Below are 23,859 nucleotides of genomic sequence, written 5' to 3'. Positions count from 1 at the left end.
TCATGTGTGGCATTGCAGGATTCGCGTCTCTGTCCGGTCATCCCGTTGAAGGGGGCATCGCGTCGCTCAACGCGATGAGCGGCTTGATCGCTCATCGTGGTCCCGATGGCTCGGGGCAATGGAGCGATGATGCCGGGAGCGTCGGACTGGTTCACCGTCGGCTTGCGATCATCGATTTGACGCCTGCCGGTGCCCAGCCGATGAGGGGCGCGAGTGGTACCGTGATTTCCTACAATGGGGAAATCTACAATTTCATCGAACTTCGCGAACAGCTTTCGAAAGGTTGGACGTTCCAATCCAACTCGGACACGGAAGTGATCCTCGCCGCATACGAGAAATGGGGCGAGCGCTGCGTCGATCATCTGCGCGGGATGTTTGCTTTCGCAATCTGGGACAATCGAAGCAAGAAGCTGTTTGCCGCGCGTGACCGTTTTGGGATCAAGCCGTTTTATTATACGGTGCAACACGGGGTCTTCTATTTCGCATCGGAGGCCAAGGCGCTGCTGCCGTTCTTGGGCGACATCGAAACCGACGCCGATGCGCTGAGTGAGTATCTCACATTTCAGTACACAATCGGCAAGAAGACCCTATTTAAGGGGATCTCCACTCTGCTGCCCGGCCATCTGCTTCGAGTTCAGGGCGGCGACGTCGCGACGTCCCGGTATTGGGACGTGCAGTACGACGTCGATTTCGATCGCAGTCCTAGCTACTTCGAGCGGCGCTTCACCGAGCTGCTATCCGACTCCATGCAGGTCCATCTGCGCTCCGACGTTCCGGTCGGCGGCTATGTGTCGGGTGGGCTCGACTCCAGTCTTGTTGCGCTCTTGGCTGCCAAGCTGGATCATCGCAGTCGTGACGCATTCCATGGCCGCTTCCTCGAATTTTCGGGGTATGATGAGAGCGGCTATGCGAAGACGGTGACCGATCTGGCGGATATGTCGCTCCACATGGTCGACATCACTGCCGCAGATTTCCGCAATAGCATCGGCGATGTCATCTATCACCTTGACTTCCCGGTGGCCGGACCGGGGTCGTTTCCGCAATACATGGTGTCCGCGCTGGCCGCGAAGAATGTCAAGGTCGTGCTGGGCGGGCAGGGCGGCGACGAACTGCTCGGCGGCTATGCGCGCTATCTGGTCGCTTATTTCGAGCAGTGCATCAAGGCAGCTATCGACGGCACCTATCAGAGCGGTCACTACGTGGTCACGATCGAGTCCATCGTGCCCAATCTCGGTCTGCTGCGTGAATACAAGCCCATGATCAAGGAGTTTTGGCGCGCCGGCCTGTTCGAGGATCTTGATCGGAGATACTTCCGCCTGGTCGATCGTTCGACTGACATGGTCGGTGAGGTCGACTGGAGTGCGCTGAACAAGGAGGCTGTGTTCGAGTCCTTCCGCGCCATTTTCAACAACAAAGACAATGTGCGGAAGGAAGCCTACTTCGACAAGATGACGCACTTCGACTTCAAGAGCCTGTTGCCGGCGCTGCTCCACGTCGAGGACCGCATGAGCATGGCGCACGGCCTGGAGAGTCGCGTGCCGCTGCTGGATCATCCTCTTGTCGAGTTCCTTGCCACAGTGCCGGCCGACGTGAAGTTCATGGGCGGGCAGATGAAGCAGCTCATGAAAACGGCTTATCGTGACACACTGCCGAAGGCGCTGTTGCAGCGGCGCGACAAGATGGGTTTTCCGGTGCCGCTGAAGGAATGGTTCGACGGTGAGCTCAAGGACTTTGTCCTGGACGTTTTCGGCGAACAGCGTTCGAAGCATCGTCCGTTCTTCAATAGTGATGTCGTGCTTTCCAGCTTCGGTGGGCAATCACGCTTCTCCCGAAAGACGTGGGGGCTTCTCAGTCTGGAGCTCTGGCATCAGCGCTTTCACGACCGGGCAGCCGAGTTTCGCGCGATGGTCAAGGCTTAAACTTCTCAATCTGGATGGTGGCTATGAAGATTTTCGTAACCGGCGGAGCCGGACAGGTTGGATCAACGGTCATCGACATGCTGTTGTCGCGTGGCGACACCGTGGTCGCGATCGACAATTATGCGACCGGCAGAGCCGACAATCTCACCAAGCACGACAATCTGACCCTGGTCGAGGACTCGATTGCAAACGTCGAGGTGATCGATCGACTGTTCTCCGATTTCCGCCCGGAGGTCGTGATTCACACGGCCGCGTCCTACAAGGATCCGGAAGACTGGAGCAGTGATGCGCTGGTGAATGCGGTCGGCACGGCCAATGTCGCGAAAGCCTGCAAGACCTTCGGCGTATCCCGTCTTGTCTACTTTCAGACTGCGCTTTGCTACGGTACCAAGCCGCTCCAGTCGCCGATTCAGCTTGACCATCCCATCAATCCCGTCAATTCCAGCTACGCCATCTCGAAGACAGCCGGCGAGAATTACGTGCAGTTCTCCGGAGTGGAATGGGTAACGTTCCGCCTTGCCAACGTGATCGGGCCGCGAAACGTGTCGGGGCCGCTGCCGATCTTCTACGGGCGGCTTGCAAAGGGGCAGAAGTGCTTCGTCACCCCGGCGCGCCGCGACTTCTGCTATGCTGGCGATCTCGCCCGCGTCGTTGTCAAGGCCGCCGATGGCGTCGGCCACGGCACCTATCACTTCTCCTCGGGCAAGGACGTCGCCATCAAGGAGCTCTACGATTCCGTGGTGCGGGCCATGAAGATCAACGACTATCCGGAGCCCGAGGTGAAGCCGCTCGGCCCGGACGACGCGCCTTCGATCTTGCTCGACCCGTCCCGCACGTTCAAGGATTTCGGTGACGTCGAATTCACGTCGCTGGACGAGATCGCTCGCCTGTCGGTCGAGCGCTGGGAGAAGGAAGGCGTCGTCGGTGGCTATACGCACCTGAAGGAAGCGCGTGCGGAAATCCGCACCTGATCGGAACGGCAAGATGCGCATCATCATCACTGGCGGCGCGGGCTGCCTCGGCTCGAACCTGATCGAGCACTGGCTGCCGCAGGGCCACGAGATTCTCGTGATCGACAATTTCGCCACCGGCAAGCGCGAGGTTGTGCCCGCGCTTCCGGGCTTGACCTTGATCGAGGGGTCGATCGTCGATCGGGATCTCGTCGCTTCGGCGTTCGAGAAATTCCGACCCACGCACGTCGTGCATTCGGCGGCTTCCTACAAGGATCCGGCGAATTGGCGCGAAGACATCGCGACGAATGTCGACGGCACCGTGAACGTGATCGATGCCGCGCGTGCCGCCGGCGTGGACCGGATCCTGAACTTCCAGACCGTGCTGTGCTATGGCCGGCCGGAAACCACGCCGATCCCGGTCGAGCATCCGCTGCGGCCGTTCACCAGCTACGGAATCTCGAAGGTGGCCGGTGAACAATATCTGGCGATGAGCGGCCTGCCCTACATGTCGCTGCGGCTCGCCAACGTGACCGGGCCTCGTTTGGCGATCGGTCCGATCCCGACCTTCTACAAGCGCCTCAAGGCAGGGCAGGGCTGTTTCTGCAGCGATGCGCAGCGCGACTTCCTCGACATGTCCGACTTCCTGGCCGCGGTCGATCTCGCGATGGCCGAGCAGGCGCCGACCGGGGTCTTCAACGTCTCGAGCGGGATCGGCCACTCGATCAAGGAGATCTACGACCTCGTGCGGTCCCACCTCGGACTGCCGGCCGATCCCGACGTGAAGGTGGTGCCGGTCGGCGATGACGACGTACCGTCCGTCGTTCCGGATCCGAGCCGGACCCGTGCGTTGCTCGGATGGCAGGCCAAGGTGCCGTTCGATGAGACCATTCGGCGTCTCCTTGCATGGTACGACGCCCATGGCGTGAGCGATGTCTATAGTCACCTGGCGGCACCAAAGAGCTGATCATGAAGTCATTCAACGGATCGACCATACTCGTCGTCGGCGGAGCCGGGTTCGTCGGCTCAAATCTCGTCCGGCTGCTGCTCGAGCAAGCGCCGGCCAAGATCATCGTCGTAGACAATCTTCTGTCGGCAGACGCCTCGAACGTGCCGGGAGATCCCCGGATCCAGTTCGTGTCGCGTCCGATCACCGATGACGCCGTGCTCGCCGCATTGCCCGAAGATCTCGACTTCGCGTTCCATCTGGCGTGTTTCCACGGCAACCAGTCGTCGATTGCCGATCCGATGGCGGATCACGACAACAACACGCTGACCAGCCTGAAGCTGTTCGAACGGCTCAAGGGCATCCGCTCGCTGCGGAAGGTGGTGTATGCTGCGGCGGGTTGCGCGGTGGCCGAGAAGACCTTCGATGGCGCGTCGGCGACGACGGAGGATGCTCCGGTCTCGCTGTACCACGACAGCCCCTATTCGATCTCCAAGCTGATCGGGGAGATGTACGGCAACTACTATTTCTCCCGCTACAAGCTGCCCTTCGTGAAGGCGCGATTCCAAAACGTCTATGGTCCGGGCGAGATACTGGGAGCCGGGCGCTGGCGCGGCACCGTTCACACGGTCTGGCGGAACGTCACCCCGACCTTCATCTGGAAGGCGCTCAACGACGAAGCACTTCCCGTCGAGAATGGCGGGATCGCGTCCCGCGACTTCATCTATGTCGAGGACATGGCGCGGGGATTGATGGCTTGCGCGCTCTCGGGCGATCCCGGCGAGATCTACAATCTTGCCTCGGGCGTCGAGACCAGCATCCTCGAACTGGCGAAGCGGGTGAACGCGATCACCGGCAACCAGACGCCGATCGCGCTGACGCCGGCGCGCGACTGGGACAGGTCGGGCCAGCGCTTCGGTGATCCCGCGAAGGCGCGCGAGAAGCTCGGGTTCGCGGCGAGCGTCGCGCATGAAGAGGGCCTGCGGCGGACCGTTGCGTGGACGCGGGAGAACCGCGACCGCATCCTCGGCTGCATGCGCAACCACGTTGCGCATGTGCCCGACGTCGCGAAGTATTCCTGATGTCCGTCAAAATTCTCACTGTGGTCGGCGCGCGACCGCAGTTCATCAAGGCCGCAGCGGTCAGCCGGGCCATCCGCGAAACGGATGGATTGGCGGAAGTGATGATTCACACCGGCCAGCATTTCGACGCAAACATGTCCGACCTGTTCTTCGAGGAATTATCCATCCCGAAGCCGAAGCATCATCTGGACATCAATGGCGGCGGCCACGGCGACATGACCGGGCGAATGCTGATGGCGATCGAGCCGATCCTGCTTGCCGAAAAGCCGGACTGGGTTGTGGTGTATGGCGACACAAACTCGACGCTGGCCGGCTCGCTGGCCGCGGCCAAGCTTCACATCCCGGTCGCCCATGTCGAAGCGGGACTCCGTTCCTTCAACCGGCGGATGCCGGAAGAGTTGAACCGGATTGTGACGGATCATCTCTCGACATTGCACTTCTGTCCCACCGCGACGGCCATCGCGAACCTTGCGGCAGAGGGCGTGACTGAGGGCGTACATCACGTCGGCGACGTCATGTACGACGCCACCATGTTCGCTCTCGAGAAGGCGGAGACCGGGTCCGGTATCCTGGCTGAGCTGCAGCTTGAGCCCGGCCAATATGCGCTTGCGACCGTGCACCGTGCCGAGAATACCGACGACCCGGAACGGCTGCGCGACGTCGTTAAGTTCCTGCTCGAGCAGGCGCGCGGGCGCACCGTCGTGCTGCCGCTGCATCCGCGTACCCGGCACGCCGCAGCGCGGTTGGGTGTGAGCCTGGACGGGCTCCGCATCATCGAGCCGGTCGGCTATCTCGACATGGCAAAGCTGCTGCATCACGCCACCGAGGTGTACACGGACTCCGGCGGTTTGCAAAAAGAGGCATATTTTCACCGCGTGCCATGCGTAACGCTACGCGATGAAACTGAATGGACCGAGACGGTTGCAAGCGGATGGAATCGGCTCTGGAAAGGGCCAGTTAAGTCCGTGCGACGTGACATAAACGAGTATGGGACTGGTCGCGCGGCCCATGACGTCGTCCGGCTATTAGGCTCATGTGCGCCAAGATGAAAGGGGCGCCGCGAATCGCGTCCTTGTTCAGCAAGCTTGTCGCCAAAGTCCGTTTTGTCGACTTTCGGTAGGCGGCGCGTATCCGTCCGTTCCAGGATTGCGGCCTCGTCGCTACAGCGCTATTTCAGCGTCCAAATTCGATGCCTTTCAAGCCGGCCGTCGCAACAGCCTAGCAAGAGTGATGACATGAAATCCGAGTTGATCGCTAAACTGGACGATAGAACAGCCGTAATCGGCATCGTGGGCTTGGGCTACGTCGGCCTTCCGCTCATGCTGCGTTATGCCGAAGTAGGCTACAAGGTCGTTGGCTTTGATATTGACCAGACTAAAGTCGATGCACTTCAAGCCGGTCAGTCCTATATCGAGCATATATCGAGCGGCAGCATCAAGGCTGCGACGAGGCTTGGCTTCGAGCCGACGACCGATTTCTCCCGCGCGAGAGATGTCGATGCACTTATTCTCTGTGTTCCAACGCCGCTCAACAAATATCGCGAACCCGATCTGAGCTTTGTACTAGATACGACAGAATCGCTTCTGCCGTATTTGCATCAGGGGATGGTTTTGTCACTTGAAAGCACGACCTATCCTGGCACAACTGAGGAAGAGTTAAAGCCGCGCATCGAAAAATTCGGCCTCACTATCGGCCAAGACATATTTCTGGTCTTTTCTCCAGAGCGCGAAGATCCCGGTAACCCAAGCTTCTCGACCCGGTCAATTCCGAAGGTCTGTGGTGGTTGCACACCCGCATGCCTTGAGGCTGGCATTGCTCTCTATCGTCAGGTGATCGACAGGGTCGTTCCCGTAAGCTCGACGCGGGCCGCCGAGTTGACGAAGCTGCTGGAGAACATCCATCGCTCGGTGAATATTGGTCTAGTCAACGAGATGAAGCTTGTCGCCGACAAGATGGGGATCGATATTCACGAAGTGATTCGCGCCGCAGCCACCAAGCCGTTCGGCTTCGTTCCGTATTATCCCGGACCCGGCATCGGCGGACACTGCATTCCAATTGATCCATTCTATCTGACATGGAAGGCGCGCGAATACGGCATGCACACGCGCTTCATCGAACTCGCTGGCGAGATCAATTCCTCGATGCCGGACTACGTGATTTCTAAACTGTCCTTGGCTCTTAATCAGAGAAACAAGTCCATTAAGGGAAGTTCGATTCTGGTGCTCGGGATTGCTTACAAGAAAAATGTGGACGATGTGCGAGAGTCTCCCTCGGTTCTTTTGATGGAGAAGCTGCGGGATCTAGGAGCAGAGATTGCCTACAGTGATCCGCACGTACCTTCGTTCCCCAAGATGAGAGCGCATTCTTTCGATCTGGCAAGCGTACCGTTGAGCAAAGGCGTTCTGCAGCAGTTCGACTGCGTATTGCTTGCCACAGACCACGACCGGTTTGACTACGAGTTGTTAGTCTCGGAGGCGCCGCTGATAGTCGATTGCCGTGGTAAGTTTGTCGGGCCAGCAGACAACGTCATCAAGGCTTGAGAATATCATCGATTCACGTCGTTCGCGAAGTAGGGCACTCAACTAACTCACCTCCGTGAGTGACCGTCAGTCCAAAGGTTGAGATTTGCGACAACTTCTGAGTGGCATAAGGCACAAGTCGTTGCTTGAAAGAGGGCACGGTCGTGGCGCGCCAGTCGAACGCTGAGATTCCTTCAAAAAAGGCGCGATGGATGTATGGCCAGAACGATTTGATGATGAAGCTTGCTCGACTGTTTCGTTATCGGATGCGCTTGTTCGACAGCGTAGTAAGTGATGTGCGTCAGAGATACGGTGGGTCAATATTGGGCGTTGCCTGGGTCGCAGTATTTCCGGTCATGCAACTTGCGATCTATGCTGGCCTCTATGCGTTCATCTTCAAAGTCCAGCCACAAAATCTGTCTCGCGAGAGTTACGTCATCCTTCTATTCTCAGGCATGGTGCCGTTGATGGCATTCAACGAAGCATTGACTAGCGCTACATCGTCGCTTTCGGCAAATCGGGCCCTTTTGCTAAACACAGTGTTTCCTGCCGAGCTGATACCCATCCGGGCAGTGCTAAGTGCGCAAGTCTCTAGCTTAGTGGCGCTTACTGTAACACTGTTGAGTGGAGCAATTTTTGGCGGAGTGAATTGGAAGTCGGTGCTCCTCGTCCCCGTGCTATGGGGATCGCTATTGATGTTCGTTGGCGGTATCGGCTGGATCCTTTCACTTGTCTCGCTCGTCGTTCGTGACATTCAGCATGGATTGGGTTTGGTTCTTATGGTGTTGTTCGTACTTAGTCCGTTCGCCTACACACCAGAGATGGTACCGAGCGCAATGAAGTTCATTATTTACCTCAACCCGATGTCCTATTTCGTGTTCTGCTTTCAAGCCCTGATTTGCTACGGAGAGTTTCCCTTGCCAGGCTATCTGGCTGTTGTTTTCGGAATGGCTCTAACAAGCTTCTTGGGAGGATTCTGGATATTCCAGCGAATTAAGAACGTGTTCTATGACTATGCATGAAGACTCGAAGATGACAAAATCTAGCGAAGTGGCGATCTGGTTTAAGAATGTCTCGAAGATCTATCGACTTCATGGCAGCCAGAAAGATCAGTTGATAGAGGCGCTGCAGCTTCATCGTTACGGATTTAGACCGCGAACCGCAGCGAAAGAGTTCAGTGCACTCGCGCACATAGATTGGAAGGTTCAGAAGGGGCAGCGGATCGGAATAATCGGTCGTAACGGTTCTGGGAAGACAACGCTTCTGAAGTTGATCTGTGGCAATTTTTCTCCGACGTCTGGCGTTGTCGAGGTGGTTGGACGAGTGCAGGCTCTGATGAATGTTGGTATTGGTTTTCACCCAGAATTTACGGGACGGGAGAATATCGATGCCTCATTGCACTACAATGGGCTGGAGCGAGCAGAGCATCAGACGGCGGTCGAAGGAATCATCGAGTTTTGTGAATTGAGCGAATTCATTGATCAGCCGTTTAAGACCTATTCTCTGGGAATGCAGGCTAGGCTGATGTTCGCGACTGCGACCGCGATACGTCCTGAGATACTCATCATTGATGAAGTCCTTGGGGCCGGCGATGCATACTTCGTAGCGAAGTCAAAGAAGCGCGTTGATAAGCTTATTGGCAACGGTTGCACGATGCTTCTCGTTTCGCATTCGATGAGTCAGATATTGGAGCTCTGCGACCGTGCAATCTGGCTAGACCAGGGTGAAATCCGAATGGAGGACAGCGCGTTTCTGGTCGTCAAAGCCTATGAAGAGTACTTAAACAAGACTGTGGAGAAGCTAAACAAGGCAGAGCGACTCACGTCGTCCGTCGTCGCCACAGAAAATGTCGTGGGGCACCGTGAGCTGTCCGAAGATAATCCAACGACCGGCGAATTGACTGGGACCCGTTTTGTGGCGCAGAGCTTCGACTCTAGGCGGATGCAGGTGCCTTCGTTTGTGCCGCACGACGCTATGCCTCAATTTCCACATCCGGCGCCGGCGGCTCTGCGGCATCTTGCACCGGGCGGACTGTCGCGGTGGGTTGATGAAACCTCGCTTAGAATTGTCGGCCTCGATTTGCAGACTGAGGTGGGCTCAACAAATAAGTTCATCTGCTTGCGTCCCGCTCGGTTTGTGATCGACCTCGAAGTCCTGAAAGACGGTAGTTACAGATGCTGCTACGGAGTGGCCATTCACGATCACATGGGAAACTGCGCCACGCGCTTGTTCAGTCCGCCAGATGAATTTAGCGCAAAAGGGGGAGACCGACGGCAGGTGTCGGTCGTTCTGAATCCCTGCCAAATTGGGCCCGGTGAATACACTGTAGGGATAAGCGTAACCGAACATGTTGGAATTGAGCGAATGAACGAAGGTAAACGTTTCGACCTTCTCAGTCGCAGTTTTAACCTAGACGTAGTGTTGCCGGAATCGATTAGTGCGGTTGGTGCCGCCTTTTTGCATTCTTCTGAATGGACCTGCGTTGATGTGAGGGCTTCGTGATGAGTAAGGCCGCCTATGCTCGGGCTCCGATTCGTACTGTCGAGGGGATTCCCGTCTTCTCCGAGAGCGATGAATATGTCGCAAACTATGCAAAGATCGCCCATGACCATCTCGAGCATTTGGCTTCCACGCATCATTCCCCTTTCATGGTCGACGACCAAATACAAGATTCCGAGGCAGTTACCCTTGGTTTGATACAGCGTTACCTTCCAGACGGAGCGCGTATTCTCGATGCGGGTGTGGGCACCGGTAATCTGCTAAAGAACGTGCCGAACTATGATCGTTACGGCGTTGACGTTGCGCTTGAGTATCTACAATTGGCTCTGAAGCGAGGTCTAACAGTCGCGCTCGCTAAACTCGCAGAAATGCCCTACGTCGATAACTATTTTGACGGTGTCGTCGTTTGCGATGTGCTTGAGCATCTTCTGGATTTGGACGCATCGGTAGCGCAGATTGCACGCGTGCTAAAGCCTGGCGGTGTGCTTATCGTGCGTGTACCGAATAACGAAGATCTATCTTCGTATGTGGCCAATGACCTTTACGCTTATATGCACGTTCGCTCTTTTACTCGCGACTCGCTGCGCCTTTATTTCGAGAAGTGCTTCGAGTTTAAATGCCTCGGTTTCGAATACGCGGCTAAATCGTTCTACGTAGCTAGTCAGATTTTGACGCCAGCGCCCTCCCTCAAGGCGCCTCTGCGCGACGTTCTTGTACCAATGGCGAAGGCTGCCGTGGAAAGCAATGCACCTCAGGCGGAGGCTCTGGAAAGTCTAAGTAAAGGACTTGTATTGACTTTGGAGGAGCAGGTGGACGCGTTGATCACACTTCGCGATAAGCACCCGAACGTGTTTGCTGAGATAGCGCAGACATTAATCCGCCCAGCCGAGTTTATTGGCGTATTTCAGGCGAGGTAGCGATGGCTGTCCTTGGTATCTATCAATTCCAGTAGATAAGTTGAGTGTAACGCATGCGGAAACTAATTTTTCTTGGCCAGCGGCAGATCGCTTGGAAAGCTATGGAAATCCTTGCTCGACGTGAAAACCGTGAAGCTTTCGAGCTCGCAGTTCTGGTGACGGACGTTGACACACGGGTTCGTGCTGAGCGTGAGCTAGGATTTGCGCCTAGGTTTCTCGCGAATGACCGGCGGCGGACGGAACAGATTGTTTCGGCGATCCGGGAAGAGGAAGTAAGTCTTCTAATTTCGATCCAACATAACTGGATTATCTCACCGGACATACTTGAGGCTGTCAATGGAGATGCATACAATCTCCATAATGCTCGCCTTCCACATTATCAGGGTTACAATTCTATCTCTCACGCAATCCTTAACGGTGATGGCGCCTACTACTCGACGATCCACTGGATGGAGGAGAAGGTCGACAGCGGCGCCATCGCATTTGAGGCCGTGACGGCCATTGGCGACGGCGACACGGCTCTCTCGCTTCATCGGAAGACTATTCACGCAGCCATTAACGCGTTCGAGCAACTGATGGCCACGTTGAGAAGCGGTCGGCCTATTCCCCGAAGGCCTCTTTCTGCTGACGTCGAGCCAAAATTCTACGGAAGAAACTCACTGAAGGAAATTCTAGATGTTACCGCGATCCGTGATCCGGATCAGCTTAGCCTTTACGCGCGCGCTCTGTTCTACCCGCCTCACAACATGGCGTTCCAACTGACTGCGAAGGGGAAGACCTATCTGGTACCACAGAGTGGTCTCTTGGATCTTCGCCAAGTTGTCTTTTCTGTAGAGGAAATCCAGTAGCGCAGAAAAGTAGCCTGTCTTCTATCGCCTGGAATTCAACGTGTGCTTTGAGGAATAGTTCGTGGATATGTCAAAGATCGGATCAGAAAAGCTTGTTCGAGTGACTTTCTTTGGAGACTCGATCTGCGTCGGCCAAGGTGTTTCTATTTATCGAGGTTGGGTCACTCGCCTTGCCGAAGAGCTAGATACGCACCGCAGTGTCAGTGCCAAACTTGTTGTTACAAATGCGTCCGTCAACGGCAGAACCACGCGGCAAGCACTCGAAGATATGCCGTATCACGTGCAGAGCCAGGGTGTGGACATGATCGTTGTACAGTTTGGACTAAACGACTGCAATTATTGGTTGACTGACAAAGGTAATCCGCGCGTTAGCCTGGAAGCATTTAAAGCCAATTTGCGTGAGATCATCAATCGAAGCCGCACTTTTGGCGCAAAAAAGATTCTGCTTAATACGAACCACCCTACCTTGCGCGGTTCTGACATTATTCCGAATACGACAATCACGTTCGAGCAAAGCAATAGAGCTTACAACGCGTCGATTCGCGATCTGGCCGCGGAACTCCGTGACATAGTGCTCTTCCAGGACATGGAATTGTACTTCGAAGAGCTCATCGCGAAAGGTATTGCCCTCAAATCGCTGCTTCTGGATGATGGCCTTCACCTCAGTGAAGATGGGCACGACGCTTACTTAAGATTCATTGGTCCAAAGGCGAAAACTGCACTGGAGTCGCTAGTCAATAGCGATGACTAGTCGTAGTCGGCGGAGTGGATGAATGGTTGGGATCGACATAAATCTTTCGATGTCACAGGTCGGAAGGCGACCAGAAAAGGTACTTCTTGTTGCATACTACGAACCGAGGAATGTCCCCTCAATTGTAGAGAATATCGCACTTCTTCAGCGGCTTTCTTCATTTTCAATTTCAGTTCTGAATTTGGCTGAGCACCGCGTTGATAGTGGATTCTTGAAGATTCCGCCGGTTGTAGACCTAAACGACTTTGAGGCCGTCGTCATCCACAATACCGTTTCCTATAACGTGGATAATCTCCGGTCACTCGACCAGGCAATATCGGGCAAGCTTGCTACTTTTGACGGTGCTAAGGTCATTCTCAAACAGGACGAGCATTTCCGGTTCTCGGAGTTCATAAGCTATGCCTCGGATGTGGGCATAGATTGCATCTTCTCAATCATGCCGCAGAATGAGGTCGCAAGAACCTACGGTTCGTCATTGCCGGAAACAACCATTCGCCACATGTTGACGAGTTACGTCACGCCGTCGATGCGCTCTCGATTCAATCCCTCGACAAAGCGTCCGATCGATATCGGTTATCGCGGCTCTATCATGCCCCTATCTTTCGGCAGACTATGTTATCAAAAGCGTCAAATTGGCGAAGAAGTGCTGCAGCGTCTCGCTGGTAGTGAATTGGTGCTCGACATCTCTAGTCGATGGGAGGATCGTGTAGGCGGAGAGGCGTGGTTTGACTTTCTCGCATCTTGCAAGAGTGTGCTTGGAGTGGAGAGCGGCTCAGGCCTGTTCGATGTCGACGGCACTCTAGCCGCGCGTTGCGCAGCTGTGGAAGGCAAGCTCGGTGCCGACGATGGCTCCCGAACTTATGCAGAGGCCTACTTGGCAGAGCTCAGTCCGCTCGAGGGTCGAGTGGGTTATTTCATGATTTCGCCCAGGCATTTCGAGGCGATTTCGGTGGGTGCCATTCAGATTTTGTTTCCAGGGACTTACACTGAGCGTATGATTTCTGGTCGGCACTATTTTGAGTTGGCGGAAGATTATTCGAACCTCGATGAAGGGATCGATCTTACCCTCGATTCCTGTAGAAGAAATCGCATGGCTGCTGCAGCCTTCGAGGAGGTGTTGCTTGATAAGAGAAATTGGATAGAGACCTTCGTAGAAGAATTTGATGCGGGGTTGCTTTTCGTTCTCGACTCCAAGGGGCGTAGGCGGAAGCCGGTTCTGGTCAGCGAGCAGCCGTCCAGAAACGTTGTGCTGTTGCAGTGCCATGATTTCGGCGCCGATCCGCGGCGCGACACGTGGTACGCAATGGGTGCTCCAGACGGCGTGCTGATCCATCATCTTGGAATCAATGAGGCTGGATCGGAAGTTGCTATCAGGAAGGGTCCAAAAAGCGAGGTGATTGTTCATGTGCCCCGTAAACAGTGGGCTCCTGGCTGCCTCGCTCCTTATATCGCCCAAGTCGCGCCTAACGAGGGCGCCAGTCGTGCGGTGCGGGAACTTTACTTTCTGGCCGAAGCGTTAAATGGCAGCGATGTTAGTTTGTTCCAGATATTCGGAATGCCGCAGCGCTCGCCATACGCGGAAAACTTCCGTTGGTACTTGAGCTACATCTTAAGCTCCGCCTTGACCTTGGTCGACGCTATCTCACGAGTGGAGGGCGTTCATGCCTTGGTTGCTATCAATTTCCCGAGTCTACTGCCGGCCTTGATTGCTAAGGGGCTGTTGGGCGTGCCAGTGATTTATGAGGCTTTGGAATATTGGCCCGAGGCCGACCCTGATCAAGGCGAATTCGCCAGAGTGTTTTGGCGACAGCTAGAGGACCGACTTGTTCGGTTTGCTGATCATCACGGAACAGTTTCTTCACCTTTAGCGCGCTTGCTGACTAGAGAGTTCGGCACACAATTTTACTCGGTACCGAACTGCACGCCGACGTTTAGCAGGTCGCTTAGCGGCACACGGCCAACGACGCGCGCTAGCGCGCAGCGGGACGTCCGGTTTTTGTTCCAAGGCAACTTCGCCCCTTACCGAGGACTTGAGCAACTGATCCGCAACTGGACCAGGGTCGATTCCCGTGCAGTCTTGGTGCTACGAGGGCCGGATAACACGTTTAGGCAGCAAATGATCGAATTGGCTCGGAGCCTTGGATTATGCGAGTTTCGGGTGATGTTTCCGCCGGCTGTGCCCACGGAGCTGTTGATCGCTGCGGCAGAAGCGGACGGAGACGTAGGTTTAGTGCCGTATACACCCGCCGGCGCCAACTATGCTAACTGTTCGCCCAACAAACTTAGTCAATACATGTCGGCTGGTTTGCCCATTCTCGCGAATGCGACAAACTTCGTGACTGAGGTGGTCGTAAGCGCAAAGTCCGGACTGGTCGTTGATTTCAATAGTGAAACGAAGCTGGTCGAAGCCGTCTCAAAATTGTGTGACGACAGCTTTCGGCAAAGCTGCGGTGTGAACGCACTTGACTATTTCGAACGCTCTTTCAATTGGGCGGCTGTCTCGGCTCCATTTTATGCGGCCGTACATTGCGCGGTTGGTAACTCGGAAGAGACCCACCTTCTCTTCTACCAAGCGCGTCCGGAAAGCAATCAGGGCTCGAGGTTCAATGCCTCTTCCGTGACGGCAAGTGCGTCTTCTATTCGTGTTCGATTGGCTCACGAATCGATTACTTACAAAGTCCTTCGGCGAGTTTGGCGTTCGCTTCCCTCTGCCGCGCGACTGCGATTGCGAGACGTTCGTGAACGCGTGGTCAGAAAACCTTTCCCATAGGCGATGCAAGCACTCGTCTACGCAACGATGTTTCTTCCCGGAAAGCGTTATGATTCTTTCTCCGCGGCAACTCCGCGGGAGGCATTTGATTGCTCATCATCTGGCGGGATTCAACGTCGTGATCTAATCGAGGTTGGTTGGGGAATTAGTCGGCGACCTGTAGGTTGCTGCATTGTGCTCGAAGGCAGACCGCGGCGCGACATACCAGAGCAGGAATAGCAGCCCGACGCCATTCGTCAGCAAGGCCGTCGAGAGCGGTACGTTGAGCAGAACCTGGGGCAGGATCCCGGTGGATAGCAGCACGAATCGTGGCGGGAGTCCGGAAGACAGGCGGTTGCCGAGAGCGATGATCAGGCCGCAAACCAGCGCGGACACCGGTGCGAGCACGAGACCGACCGATGCAACTCCTTCGGTCGCGAACAATGACGCGTTGAAGGCGCCGAGCTCGTAGGCCTTGGCCATGACGGCCCAAATGGGCTCGTCGTAGGGGCATGCAACCACAAACTTCACGACGTTGATCTGACAGAAGTGGGTCAGAGGATGCCCCGAGAAGTAGTTGTTGTAGACTTCGAGGGCAAGCGACGGGATTGCAATCATCCTGTTGTTGACGATGCCGAAATACACCATTCCGGGCTTGAGTGGAATCAGGCCGGCTTTGTACAGCAGCGCACAGACGACACCAACGAACACAGGCAGGAAGAACGAGAGGATCGTTGCTCTGCGGGCCTCGACCAACTTGCTGACGAGTGCGAGAAACAGCAGCCAGACTGGAGCGAACAGCGCCATCTTGGTCAGCATGATCGGATAGAAAAGCAGCATCAGAAATAGCGCGACCCCCGCCTGAATGATCCGTTTGCTGACGACGAAGCAGGCAAAGGCGAACGGCAACAGAGCGCTTGAGAAGATCCAGACCGCGTATCGGAGGTAGACAGGCAACGCCACCTCAGCGCGATATTTGTACATCTCGGTGAGGTCGACCAGCTTGAGGTTGTAGAGAGAGCCGATGCCGATGATCGCGGCCGAGGCAATCAGGATGACGGAAGGCAGCTTGTGGAAGCTGCGTGCCGGTATCACGACGGCCTGCCGCACCGGTGCGGTGATGAACAGCGCGGGTGTGAGGAATGCCAGGGCCGAAAGCACGATCGAGGTCAGCGCCAGGCGGTGATCGTAATCAAGCAGCGAAAATTCGATCAGCCAGAGATACCCCAGGACCAGGATGTAAAAGTAAAAGCCGACCAGGTAGCCAAAGCTGAAGCGTCCGATCGCGAACAGGAGTACGACCGGGCTGAACGCCACTACATTCAGGATTGCCGTGGCAAGGTGCGACTGGTCGGAACTGAGGACGCCCGGGAACGAATCGACGGCCGTGATGAAGTACAACGAAGCGGCGCAAACCATTAAGTGCGCATAGGCGAGCACGGCAAGTCTGGCCTGGGGCCACCCGAAACCGGGCACCAGCTGAACAGCGCGATCGTTCATCCTCATTTACCGCCGTGTCGGGCTGTGTGTCTGGATTGTTTCATTGGTTGGTCATCGTATTCGGCAGGGACATGGCACGGTCCGGGCGGAACGACAAGATGATGCCGCGATATCCTTATGCCTCATTCCAGGATTCCTGCCGAGTGAAGCAGATGCCACCTTCGGCTTGGACCGGGCAGTCTGTGGTAGGCCTTGCTAGCCTGCCGGCGCAAGGCCTTGCCTTAGCCCGGGTTTTCTGGGTAATGGAACGCTGTCGTGCGGCTCGCAAGGCCGCTTGTTCCCTCGGCTTTTCGGCTGGCTGCAACGGTCGGCTGCGAGACAAGACAGGGCCTGTTGCATGATCAGATTTGGCCTGCTCGGGTGCGGGCGTATCGCGAAGCGCCATTCCGATCTCCTGGGTGGCAATCACATCGAGGGAGCAAGCCTGGTTGCAGTCTGCGATCCGGTTCGCGCGCGCGCCGATGCGGTGGCTGGCAAGTTCGGCGTTCCGGCCCATTACGACATGGACGAGTTCCTGGCGCGGAAGGATATCGATGCCGTTGCCGTGCTGACCCCGAGCGGGCTGCATCCCGCGCATGTGATCGCCTGCGCCAGGGCCGGCAAGCACGTCGTGGTCGAGAAGCCGATGGCGCTGCGGCTACAGGATGCCGACGACATGATCCGGGCCTGCGACGAGGCCGGCGTCAAGATGTTCATCGTCAAGCAGAACCGGTTCAACGTGCCGGTGGTCAAGGCGCGCGAGGCGCTGGATGCCGGCCGCTTCGGCAAGCTCATCCTGGGCACCGTCCGGGTGCGCTGGTGCCGTGACCAGGGCTACTACGACCAGGACGATTGGCGCGGCACCTGGGCCTATGACGGCGGCGTGCTGACCAACCAGGCGAGCCACCATGTCGACATGCTGGAGTGGTTCTTCGGCGACGTCGTGAGCGTGCATGCACGGGCGGCGACGGCGCTCGCCAGGATCGAAACCGAGGACACCGCGGTCGCGACGCTCAAGTTCCGCAACGGTGCGCTTGGCATCATCGAGGCGACCACCGCGGCGCGGCCGACCGATCTCGAGGGCTCGCTGTCGATCCTCGGCGAAAAGGGCACGGTCGAGATATCCGGCTTCGCGGTCAACCAGATCCGGCACTGGCGCTTTGTCGACGAGCTGCCGTCGGACAAGGACGTCGTGGAGAAGTTCTCGGTCAATCCGCCCAACGTCTACGGCTTCGGCCATCAGGCCTACTATCATCACGTGGTCGATTGCCTGGAGAACCAGCGCGCGGCGCTGGTCGACGGGCTCGAGGGCCGCAAGAGCCTGGAGCTGATCTCGGCGCTCTACGAGTCGATCGAGACCGGCGAGGAAGTGGCGCTGCGCTTCACGCCGCGCCTGAGCCGGCTCGGTGTGGTTTCGTGAACCGGCCCGACGTGCATCAGGCCAGCGTGCGCGATGTCGCGTTCGGCGAACGCGTCAAGATCGTCGAGCCCTGTAACCTTTATGGTTGCACGCTCGGTGACGATTGTTTCGTCGGGCCGTTCACCGAGATCCAGAAGGGCGTGGTGGTCGGCGCGCGCACCCGCGTGCAGTCGCATGCGTTCGTCTGCGAGCTCGTCACCATCGGCGAGGACTGCTTCGTCGGGCACGGCGTGATGTTCGTCAATGACACGTTCGCAACCGGCGGCCCGGCGCGCGGACGCAAGGAACTGTGGCGCGAGACGGTGATCGGCAACCGGGTGTCGATCGGCTCCAACGCCACGATCATGCCGGTCAGGATCGCCGACGACGTCGTCATCGGGGCGGGATCCGTCGTGACCAAGGACATCACGATATCAGGCACCTATGCCGGCAATCCGGCGCGCCGGCTGCTGACGAGCCAATAGGGGAATATCGATGGCCGTGCCGTATGCCGACCTGCAACTGCAATACCAGTCCATCAAGGGCGAGATCGATGCCGCGATCGCCGGCGTGATCCGCGACAACGCCTTCATCCGCGGCGGCTATGTCGACGCCTTCGAGCGCGAATTCGCCGCGGCCGCGGAAGTCGCGCACTGCGTCTCCTGCGCCAACGGCACCGACGCGCTTTACCTCGCGATGCGGGCGCTGAAAGTGCAGCCGGGTGACGAGGTGATCACGACGGCGCATTCCTGGATCTCGACCGCGGCGATGATCACGCATTCCGGCGCCACCGTCGTGTTCTGCGATACCGACGATACGACGTTCACGATCGATCCGGCCGCGATCGAGGCGGCGATCACGCCGCGCACGGTCGGCATCATCCCGGTGCATCTGTACGGCCAGCCCGCCGACATGGATGCGATCATGGCGATCGCGCAGAAGCACAAGCTCTGGGTGATCGAGGACTGCGCCCAGGCTCATCTCGCGCGCTACAAGGGCCGCATGGTGGGCACGTTTGGCGAGGCGGCGACCTATTCATTCTATCCCGGCAAGAACCTCGGCGCGATGGGCGACGCGGGTGCCGTCGTCACCAACGACGCCGCGCTCGCCGAGCAGATGGCGATGCTGGCACGCCACGGTGGACTGGTGAAGCACCAGCACCATATCGAGGGCATCAACAGCCGGCTCGACGGCATGCAGGCCGCGATCCTCTCGGCCAAGCTGCCGCATCTCGAGGCGTGGACCGAGGCCCGCCAGGCCGCCGCCGAGGTCTATGACGCCGGCCTCAACCAGATCGAGGACGTCGCGGTGCCCGAGGTCGCGCCGGCGCGCAGCCACGTCTATCACCTCTACACGATCCGGCACCCGCGCCGCGACGCGCTCGCCGCGCACCTGAACGCCAATGGCGTGCAGACCGCGATCAACTACCCCACCGCGCTGCCCTTCCTGCCGGCCTACGCCCGGTTCAATCACCGGCCAGAGCAGTTCCCCAATGCCCATCGCGATCAGCGCCGGATTCTCTCGCTGCCGATGTTCGCCGAGATCACACGCGAGCAACAGGACGAGGTGATCGACCTGGTCCGGAAGTTCTGATCGCGATCGTGGCCCTGCGCCGGCGCGGGGGTTAGCCTCGCCGTAGCAGAGGCTTCAGGAACAGCTCCAGATTGGAGCCGGGGAACAGGTAGCCCTTCAGGCCCGCCGCGCGTGCCGCCTCGATGTCCGTCGGTTGATCGCCGACCAGAAAGCTTCGTTCGACATCGACCGGAAAGCGTTCCAGCAGGTCATTGATCATGCCCGGCGATGGCTTGCGGCGAAGGCTGACCTGCCGGTAACGCTCGATGGTCCCTTCCGGATGGAACGGGCAATATTCGAAGGCGTCGATATGGGCGCCGATCTTGCCGAGCTCGGCGGACATCCAGTCGTGGAGCTTTCGGATATGCGCTTCCTCGTAGAGGCCTCGCGCAACGCCTGACTGGTTGGTCACGACGAACGCGAAATAGCCGATGTCGTTGACCGCCTTCACGGCCTCGCGCGCGCCGTCGATCCAGACCAGCCTGTGGCTTTCGAACAGATAGCCGATGTCCCGATTCAGGACGCCGTCCCGATCGAAGAAGACCGCCGGCCTTCGCGCCTGATCGCTGGAAGCGCTGCTCATGAGGTGGCGATCCGTTCGGCTCCGTGAGGCATGAGCCTGCTCAATAGTTCACATTGCCGGGCGCGGCAATGCGAGGCCACATGGTCAGCGGGATGCGCTGGCTCTCGAGGCTATCGCTCGTCCGCAATCACCTTGCCGTCATTCGGCAGCGAGCCTGCGCCGACGAGCTCGACCATGCCGCCGAGCTTGGTGACCGCGCGCAGCGTCGCCGCGACTTCGCCTTGCAGGGCATCCGCCGTCGAAGTGCATTCGGCCCTCAAGGTCATCGCGTCGGCCTCGCCGGCGCGCGTGACGACGAGGCGGAGCCGTCCGAGCTCGGGATGGCGCTTGCCGATCTCCGCGACCTGCTCGGGGCGTACGAACATGCCCTTGACCTTGGTGGTCTGGTCGGCGCGGCCCATCCAGCCCTTGATGCGCATATTGGTGCGTCCGCATTGACTCGCGCCGGGCAGGGCGGCGGTCAGGTCGCCGAGCGCGAGGCGGATCCAGGGATGGTGCGGATCGAGCGAGGTCACCACGATCTCGCCGACGTCGCCCGGCGCAACGGGATCGCCGGTGCCGGGCTTGACGATCTCCAGGATCAGTTCCTCGTTGACGGTCATCCCCTCGCGCGCCGGCGTCTCGAACGCGATCAGCCCGAGATCGGCAGTGCCGAACGCCTGGTAGGCCTCGACGCCGCGCGACTTCATCTCCTCCTGCAGCGATTTCGGGAAGGCCGCACCCGAGACCAAAGCGCGCTTGATCGAGGATACGTCACGGCCGGCGCCGGCGGCGGCATCGAGCAGGATCTTCAGGAAATCAGGCGTGCCGCTGTAACCAACCGGGCGATAGGCCTCGATCAGCTCGAATTGCTGCTCGGTATTGCCAGGGCCGGCCGGAATCACGGCGCAGCCGAGCGCCCGCGCCGAGGCATCGAAGATGAAGCCGCCGGGGGTGAGGTGATAGCTGAAGGTGTTCAGCACCACGTCCCCTTCGCGAAAGCCCGCCGCGAACAGCGCCCGCGCGCCGCGCCAGGGGTCGGTCTGCCGTCCCTCCGGCTCGAAGATCGGTCCCGGCGACGTGAACAGGCGGGCGAACGCGCCGGGCTTGTCGGCTACGAAGCCGCCGAAGGGCGGGGCGGCCTTGTGCAGGGCCGGCAGTTCCGACTTGCGCAGCACCGGCAGCCCCGCCAGCGCCTCCCGGCTGGTGACGGACGCGGGATCGATGCCCCTCAGCAAATTGGCATAGGCGGGTGCTGCCATCGCCTTGCGCAGGGTCTCCGGCAGCCGGGCGAACAGCGCGGCCTCGCGCTCGGCCGGGGCGCGCGTTTCAAGGGCGTCGTAATGGTCGGTCATGTCAGGTCCTTTGGCAGGTCCTTGAGAGGATGTGCGCAGGTTGCGTGCCGGTGCGCCCGTGCTATCAGACGGTGACCGCTGACATTGGGACGGTTCCAGGAAGCACGATGGCTGAGGCAGAGAGCGTTGCGGCGGACGGAGCCGCCGGTGTCGTCGCGAGGCTGAAGCGCCGCATCATCGAGCAGGCGCTGCCGCTGTGGTCGACCACCGGCTGGGACGGCACGGCCGGCGGCTTTGTCGATCGGCTGCAACTGGATGGGACAGCCGACCACGCCGCGCCGCGCCGCGTCATGGTACAGGCCCGCCAGATCTATTGCTACGCCAAGGCCGCCCAGATGGGCTGGTATCCCGAAGGGCGCGCGGTCGCGCTGAAGGGGCTCGACTATCTGCTCGCGAAGGCCAAGGCACCGGATGGCCGGCCGGGTTTCGTCTACAGCCTGACGCCGGACGGCGGCGTGCTCGATCCGCTGCGCGACACCTATGGACATGCCTTCGTGCTGCTGGCGCTGGCGACCGTCTACGGGCTCGACCAGGACGCCCAGATCCGCGCCGAAATCGACGCCCTGCTGGCATTCCTCGACACCGAGCTGCGTTCGCCCCATGGCGGCTTCCACGAGGGCCTGCCGCCCTCGATGCCGCGCCGGCAGAACCCGCAGATGCACCTGTTCGAGGCGATGATCGCCTGCTTCGACGTGACGCATGATCTGTCGTTCCAGAATCGCGCCGGCGATTTCTTCGCGCTGTTCCTGGCCAACCTCTACGACAAGCAGACGCGCACCCTCGGCGAATATTTCGAGGAGGACTGGTCCAGGATCCCGCCGGTCAGCGTCGAGCCCGGGCACCTCGCGGAATGGGTCTGGCTGCTGAAGGGATTCGAGCGGATCACCGGCTGCCCCACCGGGCGACCGCGCGGCGAACTGCTGGCGTCGGCGCTGCGCTATCGCGACGCGACCGGCTGCCTGATCGACGAGGGCGACGCCGAAGGCAATATCCGCCGCCACAGCAGGCGGCTGTGGCCGCAGAGCGAGCTGGCGAAGGCCTGGATCGCGCAGGCCGAGTCGGGCGAAGCTGGCGCTGCGGACGAGGCGCGCGCGGCGCTTGGGCTGCTGGAGCGACACTATCTCAGCCATCCCGTGGCCGGCGGCTGGTACGACCAGTTCGACCGCGACGGCAAGTCGCTGGTCGCGACGATCCCGGCATCGTCGTTCTACCACGTGCTCTGCGCGGTCACCGAAGCGGAGCAGGTGCTCAGCTAGAGCCGGCTTGCTGGTTTGATGCGTCTTCTGCACGCGAACCGGTCCTCAACTCCGCTCGAAAACGCGCGACGGGCTCACAGCCAGCGCTTGCGCCGCTTGAAGCTTTTCAAGTTCTTGAAGCTCTTGCGCTGGTCGCCGGCGCCGCCGAGGTAGAATTCCTTGACGTCCTCATTGTCGCGCAATTCGTCGGCGGAGCCGTCGAGCACCACCTTGCCCTGTTCCATGATGTAGCCGTGGCTCGCGACCGAGAGCGCGGCGCGCGCGTTCTGTTCGACCAAGAGGATCGTGACGCCGAGATCGCGGTTGATCTCCTTGATGATCGCGAACACTTCCTTGACCAGCAGCGGCGACAAGCCCATCGACGGCTCGTCCATCAGGATCATCTTCGGGCGCGCCATCAGCGCGCGGCCGATCGCGAGCATCTGCTGCTCGCCGCCGGAAAGGTAGCCGGCGAGGCCGGTGCGCTCTTTCAGGCGTGGGAAATATTTGAACACCATGTCGATGTCGGCGGCGACCTCGCCGTCGCGCCGGGTGAAGGCGCCGAGCCGCAGATTCTCCAGCGACGTCATGTCGGCGACGATGCGGCGGCCCTCCATCACCTGGAAGATGCCGCGCCGGACGATCTTGTCCGGATCGATGCCGTTGATGCGCTGGCCCTCGAACAGGATCTCGCCGCGCGTGACCTCGCCGTCCTCGGTCTTGAGCAGGCCGGAGATCGCCTTCAGCGTGGTCGACTTGCCGGCGCCATTGGCGCCGAGCAGCGCGACGATCGCGCCCTTCGGCACTTCGAGGCTGAGCCCGCGCAGCACCAGGATGACGTCGTCATAGACGACCTCGATGTTGTTGATGCTGAGCAGCGGCGGTGGTGGGACCGCCGTCGGCCCCGGACGGGTGGCTTCGATGGTTTCGTTCATGGTTCTGGTCACTCTCCACTGTCGTCACCCGCGTTTCGTGCGGGTGACCCAGTATTCCAGAGGCGCCAGCGGTCAAATCGTGAGAGCGCGGCGTACTGGATCCCCCGCTTTCGCGGGGGATGACGATTGTTGTCGAGGCTGC

At 59.0% G+C, this 23,859-nt stretch carries 20 protein-coding genes; 16 read left to right on the top strand and 4 right to left on the bottom strand.

Annotated features, from left to right (window positions below):
* Window positions 1–2 precede the first annotated feature (2 nt).
* The 12 genes from asnB (at window position 3) to CWS35_RS31775 (ending at window position 15,201) form a co-directional block, all read left to right on the top strand.
* On the top strand, window positions 3–1,919 hold the full coding sequence (gene asnB, locus CWS35_RS31830) for an asparagine synthase (glutamine-hydrolyzing) (RefSeq protein ID WP_100955344.1): 1,917 nt from the start codon (window positions 3–5) through the stop codon (window positions 1,917–1,919).
* A gap of 23 nt (window positions 1,920–1,942) precedes the next feature.
* Window positions 1,943–2,890: an NAD-dependent epimerase/dehydratase family protein gene (locus tag CWS35_RS31825; RefSeq protein WP_100955343.1), complete on the top strand. Its 948-nt coding sequence runs from the start codon at window positions 1,943–1,945 to the stop codon at window positions 2,888–2,890.
* 13 nt (window positions 2,891–2,903) lie between these two features.
* Window positions 2,904–3,836 (top strand): NAD-dependent epimerase/dehydratase family protein, encoded by a 933-nt coding sequence (locus CWS35_RS31820; RefSeq protein ID WP_100955342.1) that lies wholly within the window; start codon window positions 2,904–2,906, stop codon window positions 3,834–3,836.
* A gap of 2 nt (window positions 3,837–3,838) precedes the next feature.
* Complete coding sequence (locus tag CWS35_RS31815; protein WP_100955341.1) at window positions 3,839–4,897, top strand: NAD-dependent epimerase/dehydratase family protein; 1,059 nt, start codon at window positions 3,839–3,841, stop codon at window positions 4,895–4,897.
* Window positions 4,897–5,946: a non-hydrolyzing UDP-N-acetylglucosamine 2-epimerase gene (gene wecB / locus CWS35_RS31810; RefSeq protein ID WP_100955340.1), complete on the top strand. Its 1,050-nt coding sequence runs from the start codon at window positions 4,897–4,899 to the stop codon at window positions 5,944–5,946. The genes CWS35_RS31815 and wecB overlap by 1 nt, the downstream gene beginning before the upstream one ends.
* A gap of 186 nt (window positions 5,947–6,132) precedes the next feature.
* Window positions 6,133–7,437, top strand: coding sequence for a nucleotide sugar dehydrogenase (locus CWS35_RS31805; protein ID WP_100955339.1), 1,305 nt, complete (start codon window positions 6,133–6,135; stop codon window positions 7,435–7,437).
* Between the two features lie 125 nt (window positions 7,438–7,562).
* A complete protein-coding gene (locus CWS35_RS31800) occupies window positions 7,563–8,438 on the top strand; it encodes an ABC transporter permease (protein ID WP_157817294.1) in 876 nt (291 codons plus the stop codon).
* 10 nt (window positions 8,439–8,448) lie between these two features.
* Window positions 8,449–9,918, top strand: a complete 1,470-nt coding sequence (locus CWS35_RS31795; protein WP_100956833.1) for a polysaccharide ABC transporter ATP-binding protein — start codon at window positions 8,449–8,451, stop codon at window positions 9,916–9,918.
* Window positions 9,918–10,832, top strand: a complete 915-nt coding sequence (locus tag CWS35_RS31790; RefSeq protein ID WP_100955337.1) for a bifunctional 2-polyprenyl-6-hydroxyphenol methylase/3-demethylubiquinol 3-O-methyltransferase UbiG — start codon at window positions 9,918–9,920, stop codon at window positions 10,830–10,832. Before CWS35_RS31795 ends, CWS35_RS31790 begins: the two co-directional genes overlap by 1 nt.
* A gap of 53 nt (window positions 10,833–10,885) precedes the next feature.
* Window positions 10,886–11,680 (top strand): formyltransferase family protein, encoded by a 795-nt coding sequence (locus CWS35_RS31785; RefSeq protein WP_100955336.1) that lies wholly within the window; start codon window positions 10,886–10,888, stop codon window positions 11,678–11,680.
* 67 nt (window positions 11,681–11,747) lie between these two features.
* Window positions 11,748–12,431, top strand: a complete 684-nt coding sequence (locus tag CWS35_RS31780) for an SGNH/GDSL hydrolase family protein (RefSeq protein ID WP_100955335.1) — start codon at window positions 11,748–11,750, stop codon at window positions 12,429–12,431.
* Between the two features lie 22 nt (window positions 12,432–12,453).
* On the top strand, window positions 12,454–15,201 hold the full coding sequence (locus CWS35_RS31775; RefSeq protein WP_100955334.1) for a glycosyltransferase: 2,748 nt from the start codon (window positions 12,454–12,456) through the stop codon (window positions 15,199–15,201).
* Between the two features lie 123 nt (window positions 15,202–15,324).
* Here CWS35_RS31775 and CWS35_RS31770 read toward each other — a convergent pair whose 3' ends face one another.
* Complete coding sequence (locus CWS35_RS31770) at window positions 15,325–16,680, bottom strand: hypothetical protein (RefSeq protein WP_157817292.1); 1,356 nt, start codon at window positions 16,678–16,680, stop codon at window positions 15,325–15,327.
* 337 nt (window positions 16,681–17,017) lie between these two features.
* Between CWS35_RS31770 and CWS35_RS31765 the strand changes: the two genes are divergently transcribed.
* The 3 genes from CWS35_RS31765 to CWS35_RS31755 are packed head-to-tail and all read left to right on the top strand — an operon-like array spanning window position 17,018 to window position 19,651.
* Window positions 17,018–18,079: a Gfo/Idh/MocA family protein gene (locus tag CWS35_RS31765; protein ID WP_024585015.1), complete on the top strand. Its 1,062-nt coding sequence runs from the start codon at window positions 17,018–17,020 to the stop codon at window positions 18,077–18,079.
* Entirely contained in the window at window positions 18,076–18,543 is a 468-nt protein-coding gene (locus CWS35_RS31760) for an acyltransferase (RefSeq protein WP_024585016.1), read from the top strand. Before CWS35_RS31765 ends, CWS35_RS31760 begins: the two co-directional genes overlap by 4 nt.
* A gap of 10 nt (window positions 18,544–18,553) precedes the next feature.
* Window positions 18,554–19,651 carry a DegT/DnrJ/EryC1/StrS aminotransferase family protein gene (locus CWS35_RS31755; protein ID WP_100955332.1) on the top strand — a complete coding sequence of 366 codons (1,098 nt, stop codon included), beginning with the start codon at window positions 18,554–18,556 and terminating at the stop codon, window positions 19,649–19,651.
* 31 nt (window positions 19,652–19,682) lie between these two features.
* On the opposite strand, the gene CWS35_RS31750 is transcribed toward CWS35_RS31755, so the two are convergent.
* Both CWS35_RS31750 and CWS35_RS31745 read right to left on the bottom strand, forming a co-directional pair.
* A complete protein-coding gene (locus tag CWS35_RS31750) occupies window positions 19,683–20,213 on the bottom strand; it encodes an HAD family hydrolase (protein WP_100955331.1) in 531 nt (176 codons plus the stop codon).
* Between the two features lie 110 nt (window positions 20,214–20,323).
* Window positions 20,324–21,547, bottom strand: a complete 1,224-nt coding sequence (locus CWS35_RS31745; protein ID WP_100955330.1) for a phenylacetate--CoA ligase family protein — start codon at window positions 21,545–21,547, stop codon at window positions 20,324–20,326.
* A 107-nt stretch (window positions 21,548–21,654) separates the two neighbouring features.
* On the opposite strand from CWS35_RS31745, the gene CWS35_RS31740 reads away from it, so the two are divergent.
* Window positions 21,655–22,803: an AGE family epimerase/isomerase gene (locus CWS35_RS31740; protein ID WP_100955329.1), complete on the top strand. Its 1,149-nt coding sequence runs from the start codon at window positions 21,655–21,657 to the stop codon at window positions 22,801–22,803.
* 74 nt (window positions 22,804–22,877) lie between these two features.
* On the opposite strand, the gene CWS35_RS31735 is transcribed toward CWS35_RS31740, so the two are convergent.
* Window positions 22,878–23,717, bottom strand: coding sequence for an ABC transporter ATP-binding protein (locus CWS35_RS31735; RefSeq protein WP_024585021.1), 840 nt, complete (start codon window positions 23,715–23,717; stop codon window positions 22,878–22,880).
* Between the last annotated feature and the right edge of the window lie 142 nt (window positions 23,718–23,859).

The organism is Bradyrhizobium sp. SK17 (genome assembly GCF_002831585.1).
Taxonomy (GTDB): Bacteria; Pseudomonadota; Alphaproteobacteria; order Rhizobiales; family Xanthobacteraceae; genus Bradyrhizobium.
The sequence above is the reverse complement of the archived record's forward strand: the minus strand, read 5'-3'. Positions and strand labels throughout refer to the sequence as shown.